Genomic DNA, 11852 nt, shown 5'->3' on the forward strand with positions numbered 1-11852 from the left:
TTGTAAATGGATTATTCTTTAAAACCCTATCTGCACTCCCAAAGCCATGGTTTTTACCTGCGGATAGGCATCTCCAGAAGTTTCGCGTACCTCTGGGTCAAATCCTCCGAAATAATTGGTGATGGTCAGTAGGTTTTCAGCTGTAAAATAGACCCTACATCTGTTCATCTTTATTCTCTCGACTAAATATTGAGGTAGGGAATAGCCCAATTGGATGTTCTTAAGCCTTAGGTAAGAGGCATCTTCCAACCAATAATTGGAAAAAACAATATTATGATCTGCCTCATAATACATGCGGGGATAAGAGGCATCCGTATTTTCAGGACTCCATCGATCGAGGTGCTCTACCTTTGGCACCGAATAATCATTGATAAAGGGATGTCGGGCTTCGTCCCGCAAGTATCCGTTGACTTTTCCTACCCCTTGGAAATAAAAGGAGAAATCAAACTGTTTCCAGTTGGCGTAGCCTCTAAAACCATAGCTGTATCGAGGATAGGGGTCTCCAAATACCACCTTGTCATATTCATCTATAATGCCATCAGGTTGTCCTGCTTCTCCACTGATATCTTGATAAATGACATCACCAGGTTGGATGATAGCAGCATAACTACTGATTACAGGAAAGTTGGGGTTCAAATAACGGTCATTATCTTCATCATATGATTCAAAGTCCTCTATTTGCGCTAGACCATTGGTCAGGTATCCATAATAGGCATTGACCGGGTCGCCTTCCCTTCTGATATTGTTTCCTAATGAAGCAGCACTAGCTCCCATATCGGTGATTTTGTTTTTTGCATCTGAAATATTGGCTGTAAAACCATATTGAAGCTCTCCTAATTGATCATTCCAACCTAAGGCTATTTCCCAACCTTTGTTTTCAATCGCTCCAATATTTTCTAATGGTAGGTTGCTGGAAGATGTAATTCCGATAAGAGAAGGGTAGATAGGCTTGAGCAGTGCATTGATATTGTTTTTCTTAAACCAATCTACCGACAAGGTCATGCGGTCTTTCAAGAGACTGAAGTCTGCTCCTATGTTGAACATCTGTATGGTTTCCCATTGGATATTTTCATTGGCCAAGGCATACTGTTGAAACCCAACATTCTCTTTGACCCCAATAGGGTAAGCTTTGGTTTGCCTCTGAATTTCTGTAAGATAAGGATAGTAATTGCCACTGATATTCTGGTTTCCCAATTCTCCCCATGAAGCCCTGATCTTACCAAGGGTCAGGATGGGTTTGGCAAAATCCATAAATGGCTCTTCAGAAAATTTCCAACCTACTGAAAAGGAAGGGAAAACACCCCAGCGGTTATTTCTGGCAAACCTAGAGGTACCATCAATACGGAGGTTGGCCTCAAAAAGGTATTTTTGTTCAAAATCATAATTTACCCTACCAAAATAGGAACGAAGGGCCCATTCTTCAGAAGTCCCTCCATTGATGATATCCTCTGTACCTGCGTCCACTTCAGTAATCCCATCTAGCAGAATGTTTTTTCTCGAAGCATATAGTCTTGGCATGCTGGCCCATTCTTGGGAATACCCTACCAAGAATTTGACACCATGTCTTCCAAGGATTTTTTCATAATTGAGCGTAGATAACAATGTTTGGGTTAGGGTGCTGCTGTGGGTATTGGAAATACCGTTCCGGATATTTTCATTGGAGGGATGGGGGGTACCATCTGCCAAAAACCTGGGCATGGTGTCGGTCCAATCCTTGATGTCTCTGGTGTAATAGTTATAGGCATATTGGGCATTGATGTACATGCCGTCAATCAGGTCCAAAGTAGCTTTGAAATTTCCATTTAGCGTTCGGGACTTATTTTTGGTATATCCCGATTCATATGCTGTTCTTACAGGATTGGAAACGGAGCCATAAGACCAATAAGGAGAGTCTTCCCAGCCTCCATTATTGGTGGGGCTTTGCCACATGACAGGGAGAAGAGGCGAAATACGCTGGGCCAACCTAAAAACACCTGATGTACCAGCCCCGCCGGCGTCACGCTTGTAGAAATCCACATAACTGATATTGGCATCGACTTTTAATCGGTCGATTACCTGGGTTTCCATTCTCAAGCGGACATTGTTCCTGGACGAGAAATAAGGGTCTCCTATGACCAAGCCTGTTTGTTCTAGATATCCATAGGACAAGTAATAGGCTGACTTATCCGTTCCTCCCTGAATGTTGAAATTATGGTTTTGTTGAGTGGAGTGAGACTTGTAGGTTTCCGCAACCCAATCCGTATTGGAATAGTCATTAGGGAAATTTCCGGAATCATACATTTCAAATGCTTCATCCGAGTAGGCTATGGCTACTCCTCTGGCCTGCCGGGCCTCATTTTCCAAGGTCATATAATCTCTTCCACTGACCAAAGCAGGGGTGGCGATAGGGCTTTGAATACCGAAGTAGTTGCTGTAGTTAAGGGAAACTTTTTCTTCACCCTTTCCTTTTTTTGTGGTTACCAAGATCACTCCATTGGCTGCCCTGGCTCCATAAATGGCTGATGAAGCGGCATCTTTGAGTACCGTCACACTTTCAATATCGTCTGGATTGAGTAGGTTGATATCTCCACCTGCCACACCGTCTATCAGAATCAGTGGAGTGGTCTGGCTGTTGATGGTATTGACTCCGCGAATCAACAGGTTGGTAGCGGGACTTCCCGGCTGACCAGAGGGAGAGGTTACTGTCAATCCAGGGATTAAGCCTTGTAGGCCTCCTGCGACAGATGAGATGACACGGCCTTCCAGAACTTCACCTTTGACTTCTGCTACTGCTCCGGTAATATTGGCTTTCTTTTGACTACCATAACCGACCACTATAACTTCGTCCAAACCTGTCACATCTTCTTCCAAGACAATCGAGACGCTCGTACTACCTCCCAGGCTATATTCCTGTGGTACAAAACCAAGGTATGATACTTTTAATACTGCATCGGGGCCAGCTACTTTTATCTTAAAGTTCCCTTCAATATCTGTGATGGTGCCATTATTGGTGCCCATTTCCAATATGGAAGCACCAGGCAATGGCTCCCCTCCTTTATCGGTCACCTTTCCGGTCACTATGATATCTTGCTCTGGCCTCTTAGCTATAGTTTCGATATTTTTCTTCTTAAGGACGATTTGGGTGTCCGTAATAAAGTCGAACTCAATATCTGTTGCTTGAAAAAGTCTTTTCAGCACTTTTCCCAGCGGTTCTTCCATTGCTTTCAAAGAAATGCGTTGGCTGGGATCAAGTTCTTTGGTATTATAGATGAACTTAAATGAAGTCTGCGATTCTATTTGGTAAAGTACTTCTGATAGGGGCATGTTTTGGATGTCCAAGGTTACTTTATCTCCTTGTTCCAAGGCAGAATAAGCTTGGATGGGACTAAAAGTAAAGATCATGAGCAATAAGGGAAGCACTTGGAGAAATTGAATGCCTCTCCAGCACCTTAAAAAGGATTTGCCTTTCGGCTTACGTAGATTTTTCATACTTTTGAAATGCATTTAGTGGTTGAATAGTATTTGATCACAAAATCTTTCATCGGAAAATGTTCCCGCATTTTCCGATTTTTTCTTTATAGAGATATTTATGATCTGATGAGAGATAATATTTTATTACTGATGGTTCATAGGCATTGGTTTAATGGTGAATAATTATCTTGTTTCCATTGATCTCATATTGTAAGCCATAGGCTTTTTTGAAGGTTTCCATCACCTCTTCAATTGTTTCTACATCGAAGCTTGCAGAGAAATATTCTGTTTCAAATGCCCCTTGGCTATTGACGATCTCTACATCATAGTGTCTTTCTAGCTTTTTGATTATGTTGGGAAAAGCGACATTGCGGAAGATGATTTTTCCATTGAGCCAGGCAGTGTACATATCCAGCTCTGTTTTGTTGATCTGGATTTTTTCGCTGTCCTTATCCCAGTTAGCCAGTTCTCCTGGTCGTAGAATATATGCAGTATCTTCGTATTCGCTTTCATTCCCATAAATACTGACTTTACCTTCTACCAAGGCTGTTTGAACCAAAGGATCTTCAGGGTAGGAGGAAACGTTAAACTCCGTGCCCAAAACCCTAATGTTCATCAGGTCGGCTTTTACAATAAAGGGCTGGTCAGCGTCCTTTTTGACCTTGAAGAAAGCTTCGCCACTTAAGGTAACTGACCTTGTTTCCATGTCGTCGAAGCTGGTTGGGTAAGTCAGCGAGCTTCCCGCATTCAAGGTAACTTCAGAACCATCTGGAAGGATTACTTCAAAGCGCTTTGCATAGGGAACTTTCAAGGTGTTGTAGCTAGGGGGGCCCTCATCGCCATTTCCCTTTTTGGATAAATAGCTTAACCTTCCTCCCTGCTGATTTCCGATTACCTGACCTTTACTGTCTTTAATGGACAGTTGTGCAGATTCTTCCATTAGGATGGTTTCACCATTGCCCAACTGAAGGGTAATTACTTTATCATCACTGTAAGGTATAGGTGATTGATCAGGAATCCCTTGAAATAGATAGAATAAAGCTCCCAGCGCGACTAATAGGGTGACTGATGCGGCATATTTAAGTAAAGGCGACCTGAACTTGTATATGGACTTGTTTTGAGTCTTGTTTTGAAACTGTTGCCATTTTGTATTAAGGTCAATCTGGTCCGAAGTTTCTTTAAACTTAGAGGCAATATATTGGGCTTTCAGCTGGTAGAACCGGTTTTCATTGCTGCTAGAGACCTGAATCCACGCTTCAATGGCCTCGGTTTCTTCCCTGGTAGCTGTTCCTTCAAAATATTTTAAAAGTTTAGATTCGTCCATTGCTATTTATTGGTCAACTCAACAATAAACGGCTCAGCTTAAGAAGGTACGTAATGGGAAAACAAGAAATTTCATTTTTTTCTCTTCTAAGTTTTAAAAAGTCCCTTTCCATAAACTCAGCGTGTACTGAGGACTAGAGAAACAATGTCAAAAAATCCTTGAGTTGTAATCGCATGGATTTTAAGGCAAGTGAAATATGGGTATCAACAGTCCTTTTGGAAATATTCATTTCTTGGGCTATTTCTCCATTTTTCTTCCCATCAATCCTACTTTTAACAAATACCTCTCTTTGTTTTTTGGGCAGGGCAGTTATACTTTCCGAAATTTTCAGCGCGAGTTCATTTTCCAAAACCTTAGAAGCAGTTTCATTATGGAGAAACCGCATAGGGTCTGTCATTGCCTGATCATAAAGGGCCTTTGATTTTTGCATGACAACCTTCTTATGCCTTAAATAATCCATACAGGCATTTTTGGTCATGGTAAATAGGTAGCTGTTATTCAGGTGAGTGATACCTTGCCTGCGCTCCCACAATTTTAAGAAAACATCCTGTACGAGTTCTTCGGCATCAGACTCATCGTTTATATAGTATTTGGCGAGGTGGAAGAGTTTGTCATAATACAATTTAAAAAGTAACTCAAAAGCCTTGGAAGCATCCTTTTCAATCAGCTCGATGAATTGAGGGGAATCAATATTTAGGCTTTGATCTGGCAATTAAAATCTTACTTTTAAGAGAAAATACTTTGTTTCACAGGTATGATAAGCAGCTTTAAAATGATCTCTGCTTAACAAAAATAGAAAAAAGCATAAGTCATCAAAAAAAACATGGTATAAAGAAAAGGTTATCTATTTGTTAATAGCATTTATTATGGTAGGTTATTCTTCGAAAACAGAAACTTTCTTGCTTTCTACTACAGCCTTCGAACTTTTCCTTTCGCTCACCCCCTCCCCCCCTGAAGGGAGAATCCACCCACAACTCTTTGCGAACCTGTTGTCAGTTGAGCTACGCCACGGGGCACAGGTGCAGTACCACCTAAAACTGAGTCTCCGTCTCAGCAGCTACTTTTATCCATCTTACAATGCAGTGCTCACCTTCAATAGTCAATACGTCCGTTCAGCAATACAAATTCAAGAGATAGGTAGTTGAGTCACAGACTAAAGTAGTCGCAGAGACATCAATCAATTTCTAAACATGCAAGTTCTTTTTGATCATCGGATAATATAAAATCAGCAATCACTGATTTCATGCTAATCATTTTTTCTGCTATGCTTTTGGTTGTGGTATTCCCCATTCTCAACCATATGATCTTAGGTGGATGTCCCTTAATATTTGACAGTTCATAAAAGTCCGCATCAAAAGTGATAATTGTATAATCATTTTCTTTCGCGTATTCCCATATTTTCAAATCACTGGCATTTTCCAGACCTAGCAACCTGACCTGTTTGACTTCAGGATAATCATCTTTTAATAAGTTAACTATCCTGAAAGAAACATTTTGGTCAAACAATACTTTCATCAAGCCACCCTGATTTTATGCTCCCTGTCAGCAGCATAGGCAAGACAGGCTTGAATCTGTTCCTTCTTTATTTCGGGAAAATCTTCTAATATCTCATCATAGGTCATCCCATTGGCCAGCCAACTAAGAACATCATAAACAGCTATTCTACTTCCTTTTATGACAGGCTTTCCAAAACGGATATTGGGATCTATGGTGATATAGGCTTTATAATCGATCATTTATAACTGCTTTTTTAGAAAGATACGAAAAAACTATTTTAGGGTTAAATATTTATCTGGCATAAGCCTAGTGCTACTATATCTTTAACGAGGCATTGGGCAGGACTTGATGCATCTATGGGGAGAACGTCCACATTGAAAAGAGGCTGCCTCTTAGCTCTGAAATACGTCATCACGAGCGAAGCGAAGTGATCTCGAAGTTTTCACTTTGTACATAGGGGGAGATTGCCTGTCTTCCGTCCGGCAGGCTTCTCTTCGCTATCGCTACAATCACAATGATGTGGATTTTTGGGATACTCTCTTTTAAGTGGATAGCCAGCCTGCAGAGCAGCCCCTAGCCTTTTCCCCTCCAAAAACTACCAAATAAAATTAGATATCCCTATACATTCCCACTACGCCTCCTCTTTATTACTTCCTTTTCCCTAAAAATCGAAATCCCATTATTTGGCCATTGGAACATCCGTTTTTGAGGCAATGGTGGAAGGCGTTAAAAAAATGAGTTAGCTCGCGAAGTGAACGAGCGAGATCCTCTCATTTTTAGCATGGAACTATTGGCACAAAATCAAATTTGATATATGTATCGAAATCGAAAATGAAAATGACCAATTTTAAGGAGGTTCCACAGGCCAGTCCCGATAGCTATCGGGATTTGGTTCTTTTCATCAATAGCCTGTCCCGACTACTGTCGGGAGAAATGCAGAGCATTCATGAAGACCATTAAAGCTATTCTATCCCTGAATAAAAGAACATAAAGAGTAACACCAAATATAATTTGGACGTTCCCTAGACGTTCCCACTACGTCTCCTCGATGTTTCCTCTATGTCTCCTCTTTACACCTACTTGCTCCCAAGATTATAATTCGTTCACATAACAGGAACTTCAAATTCCCAAGATAGCAGGGGATAGAGCCCCCCCTCCAGTCGGGGCAAGAATTTATTGAATTTGATCGTTATTGAAACACTTCCTGAAATGTCCTTTCTATTTTTTTTATTTCCCCCTCAGTCAATGCTGAAAAATGCTTTTCCTTGGCTCTTTTTGATAATACACCATTATGCTGTAATAGAAAATTGACCAATATGGCCACTAACCGATCAGGCATCTCGAAATCATCATCCATTCGGTTCTTGAATTCATCATATTGGGTCAGATAATTTATTTCTGATGGTATGATGTTCTCTATCGTATCAAAGACACAGTCATATAAAAACTCCGCTTGGGATGTAGCATCGTAATACCTGTAATAATCAACCGTATCATTTAAGACCTTTACATTATGGTCTTTAGTCTCTTCCCATTCAATATATTCCAACAATGGATGTGAATAAGACTCGAGAACTTTCCTATAATCCTCGATATGGTCTAAAATAGAAGCAGAAACGGGAAATATGATGCCCTGCTGGGAAAATTGCTTTTTGGCCAGGACATGATGTACAAGGTACCTATGGATTCTACCATTCCCGTCTTCAAAAGGATGGATAAAGACGAAACCAAACGCTACTATTGCTGCCGATATCACTGCATCTATCTCACTTTCGATGAGTATGGTATTCGTTTCGATCAGACCTTTCAATAAGCTTGGTACATCTTGCCATTTTGCAGATATATGATCCGGAATGGGCTCTCCCGTTATCCGGTCATGTTCCCCTACAAAGCCACCTTTTTTACGAAATCCCATTTCCACAAAGCGGGTATTCTCGATGACCACTTGCTGCAGCCTGATCAACTCATCTCTTGACAATTCATTTAAACCTGCTTGACCAATAACTTGTCCCCAACGTGTCGCTCGCTTGCTTTTAGGACTTTCCCCCTCTATGGAAAACGAGGCTTTGGAATCCCTCAATAATAAAAATGCCGAGGCCCTTTGGACAATTTCTTTTCGAATTCCTTTTATAAATGCATTCTTCTGATTGGAAAGACCGGCATGGATATATTTTTCCAGTTTTTCTGTTTTCCTTACCATTGGACAGAACTCAGGCGTACCAGGAAGGTTATTGATCACTAGATGTCTTGGTGACTTTATTCCTTCTACGCCATACTGCTGCTTTGAATCCACTAAGGGAACATAGCCTTTTTTACTAAGCCCTTCTTTTCCACTTAAAGGCCTACACATCAGCCATTCCAAAATGAACCAAATACGCCTGCTGTATTGCCCCGTTGGCTCTATGGAGACCAGCTCGGTCAGCTGGGCTTCTCTATAATATTGGGATAGTCTTTTAAATAACAAAAGGTTGATCCCTTCATACTTAAGGGCAAAAACCAAATGCTTATAAAGTGCCTCAATTTCCTTAAATTCTGGCTTATCCTCTGGTAAATAACTTTTTGGAAGGACTGACCAGTCCTCAGACTGATACTTTCTATTATGTTCACAAACCAGCAAAATGGGCTTGACCATGGGCATTTCCAGGTTCAAAGTAGCTATAATAGCTGCATATCCAACTATCACACCTTCTTCCGGGCTTTGCCTTCCATGAAAAACAGGTTTTCTTTGAGAAAAATGAGTGCTATTATCCATAAACAATAAATTACAGGAGCAATATACCCAAAAAAACGAGCGCCAACCAATAATTACAGGTGCATTTTATATTAATCAATTAAAATAGGCGCGCTCAATCACTCAAATTCAACCAAAATATATACGTATCCTATACTAGGGGTATACTAGGCATGGGAGTATCTATAGGGGAACGAGCATAAAGAAAACAGTCAATAACTGTTTTTTTGCAAGTAGCCAGCTTGCAGGGCAGGCCTTTTCCCCCTCCCAAACCACCGAATAAAATCAGCCCCTTCCATAGACATTCACACGGCATCTCCTCTTTACTACTATCCGACCCCTAAAAAACGAAATACTTGTCAAAATCCCATTAATTGGCCTTTGGAGCATTCGGTTTTGGGACAATTGATGGGGGCGTTAAAAAAATGAGTTAGCTCGCGAAGTGGACGAGCGAGATCCACTCATTTTAAGCCAACAGCAATTGGCACAAAATCAAATTGAGACAAAAGAATTGTTATCAGCAACCAAATTCACTCAAATTGAAGAATGCTCCACGGCCTAGATTTTTTGCCTACTTTTTCATCGATGGAAATGCGAAGCATTCATGATGACCATCAAGAATAAAACATTACCTGAATAAAAAGTAGGAAAGCTTAAAAATAAGCAAAAACTCACCTTAGTTTGGTCGCAAGAAGTAAAACTCATCTCCAATAATCAACACACTTCCCCCCCTTACCGAACTCCCTCCCAATTCACAATTCCCCAATTCGACAGCCTGGCTGCCGCAAGGCAGGTTCAACAATTAACCAATTAACCAATTAAACTTCCCTACCCTCCTTCTCCCTTACATCTTTCTACCATATACCTAGGGGATGTCTTGGGGATACCTTGCCTTCAGGTAAATTAATTCTTGGAAATATTATATATGTTAACAATCTAACGACAACTATAAAATCAGGATACTGGAATTACAAATTCCCAGGCTATTTAGGCGAAGTGACACACCTTCACCTAGCCGGGGTTTTCTATTTCAATTTAATCAGAGTTAGAAAAATGTCTTCGCCAATAATATTTATCAGATACCATTGACTCAAAGGAATTAATTGCCTTTTTTTAAAATATAGCTATATTTGCCATCTCAAATCATAGAGATAATTAGATAAATTATGTGATAGCAAATTTCTTTAGGACAAAAAATCAAGTCTCATATACAATTAGTAATGAGACAGATTATTCATGTTTAAAAGAAAATAGATGCTTAATATCCATAATTTGTCATACAGACATCTCAATAAAGAAATACTCTTTCAAGGTATCACTCTCTCCATACTGCCACAGGATAAAATAGCCTTGGTAGGTAATAATGGAACAGGAAAATCCACTTTACTTAAAATAATTGCTGGTCAGTTTTCACCTGAAAAAGGAGAAGTAAATTTAGCACAAAGACCATATTATGTTCCGCAAATTTTCGGTCAATACAATCATCTGACCGTTGCTGAAGCACTAAACATTAGTCACAAGATAGATGCACTTCATAAGATTCTAGAAGGTGACCCATCCATGGAAAACTATGAGATGCTCAATGATGACTGGACCATTGAAGAGCGTTGTCTGAGTTCTTTGGCTCATTGGGGATTAGCTGATTTGAATCTAACACAAATGATGCATACCCTCAGTGGTGGACAAAAAACAAAAATCTTTTTGGCTGGCATTGATATCCACGAGCCTGATCTCATATTGCTTGATGAACCCACCAACCACTTAGATATTGTAGGTAGATCATTAATTTATGATTTTATAAAAAGCACCAAATATACGCTTCTCGTAGTAAGTCATGACAGAAAGCTGTTGAACCTGCTTAACACGGTTTGTGAATTAACACCCCAAGGTATCAAAGCCTATGGTGGAAATTATGATGAATATACTAAACAAAAGCAAGTAGAGTTGAATGCTCTTCATCAGGACATACAGGGACTGGAAAAGACATTAAAAAAGGCAAAGGACAAAGAACGTGAAACCATTCAAAGACAGCAAAAGCAAGATGCCCGTGGAAAAGTAAAACAGACCAAAGCAGGGATGGGAAAGGCCATGATGGATAAGATGAAGAATGATGCACAAAATAGTTCTTCAAAGATTGCCGGGGTTCATGCAGAAAAGATTGATGGTATCTCGAAAGAATTATGTTCTCTTAGAAACACTATGCCTGATTTGGACAAAATGAAGTTTGGTCTAGATCATTCCGTTTTACACAAAGGGAAAATACTGTTTGAAGCTAAAGAAATAAATTTCCGATATGAACAGAATTACCTATGGAAAAACAACTTGTCTTTTCAACTATTGAGTGGGGAGCGTGTTTCCCTCAAGGGTGAAAACGGTTCTGGGAAAACCACATTGATCAAACTTCTCTTGGGTGAGCTAGAGCCGGATTTGGGAATGCTTTCGTCATTTGTGTCAGGCAACGCTGTTTATATTGATCAGGACTATTCCCTTATCGATAATAATTTGAAGGTACATGAGCAAGCACAAAGTGTAAATACTTCCGGACTTCAGGAGCACGAGGTAAAAACACGGCTCAATCGTTTTTTGTTTCCACAGAAGGATTGGGATAAACCCTGTATGGTATTAAGTGGTGGAGAACGGATGCGCTTAATGCTATGTTGTTTAACAATCAATAGTCAAGCACCTGATTTGATTATTTTGGATGAGCCAACAAATAACCTTGATGTACAAAGTCTGGAAATTTTGACTGCTGCAATCAATGAATATCAGGGTACATTGATTGTTGTTTCTCATGATGAAACCTTCCTGGATGAAGTGCATATAAACAAGACCCTATTGCTAAACAATTAA

General features: G+C 40.1%; 8 protein-coding genes. 2 read left to right on the forward strand and 6 right to left on the reverse strand.

What is annotated here, in order from left to right; all coding sequences use genetic code 11:
* Positions 1-18: 18 nt before the first annotated feature.
* The 5 genes from KMW37_RS00165 to KMW37_RS00185 form a co-directional block, all read right to left on the reverse strand.
* A complete protein-coding gene (locus tag KMW37_RS00165; protein ID WP_246581265.1) occupies positions 19-3468 on the reverse strand; it encodes a TonB-dependent receptor in 3450 nt (1149 codons plus the stop codon).
* 151 nt (positions 3469-3619) lie between these two features.
* On the reverse strand, positions 3620-4774 hold the full coding sequence (locus tag KMW37_RS00170) for a FecR family protein (protein ID WP_215222589.1): 1155 nt from the start codon (positions 4772-4774) through the stop codon (positions 3620-3622).
* 133 nt (positions 4775-4907) lie between these two features.
* Positions 4908-5486 carry an RNA polymerase sigma-70 factor gene (locus tag KMW37_RS00175; protein ID WP_215222590.1) on the reverse strand — a complete coding sequence of 193 codons (579 nt, stop codon included), beginning with the start codon at positions 5484-5486 and terminating at the stop codon, positions 4908-4910.
* Between the two features lie 461 nt (positions 5487-5947).
* Positions 5948-6289: a DUF5615 family PIN-like protein gene (locus KMW37_RS00180; protein ID WP_215223385.1), complete on the reverse strand. Its 342-nt coding sequence runs from the start codon at positions 6287-6289 to the stop codon at positions 5948-5950.
* Positions 6289-6510, reverse strand: a complete 222-nt coding sequence (locus KMW37_RS00185) for a DUF433 domain-containing protein (protein WP_215222591.1) — start codon at positions 6508-6510, stop codon at positions 6289-6291. The genes KMW37_RS00180 and KMW37_RS00185 overlap by 1 nt, the downstream gene beginning before the upstream one ends.
* A 598-nt stretch (positions 6511-7108) precedes the next feature.
* On the opposite strand from KMW37_RS00185, the gene KMW37_RS22500 reads away from it, so the two are divergent.
* Positions 7109-7231 (forward strand): hypothetical protein, encoded by a 123-nt coding sequence (locus KMW37_RS22500; RefSeq protein ID WP_262898184.1) that lies wholly within the window; start codon positions 7109-7111, stop codon positions 7229-7231.
* Between the two features lie 229 nt (positions 7232-7460).
* Here the strand turns inward: KMW37_RS22500 and KMW37_RS00190 are convergent, their stop codons facing one another.
* On the reverse strand, positions 7461-9023 hold the full coding sequence (locus tag KMW37_RS00190; RefSeq protein ID WP_215222592.1) for a Fic family protein: 1563 nt from the start codon (positions 9021-9023) through the stop codon (positions 7461-7463).
* Positions 9024-10256: 1233 nt separating this feature from the next.
* Between KMW37_RS00190 and abc-f the strand changes: the two genes are divergently transcribed.
* The gene (gene abc-f / locus KMW37_RS00195) at positions 10257-11852 is read left to right on the forward strand and encodes a ribosomal protection-like ABC-F family protein (protein ID WP_215222593.1); all 1596 of its coding nucleotides are present in this window, start codon (positions 10257-10259) and stop codon (positions 11850-11852) included.

It is taken from the genome of Echinicola shivajiensis, from assembly GCF_018642165.1.
Lineage (GTDB): Bacteria > Bacteroidota > Bacteroidia > Cytophagales > Cyclobacteriaceae > Echinicola > Echinicola shivajiensis.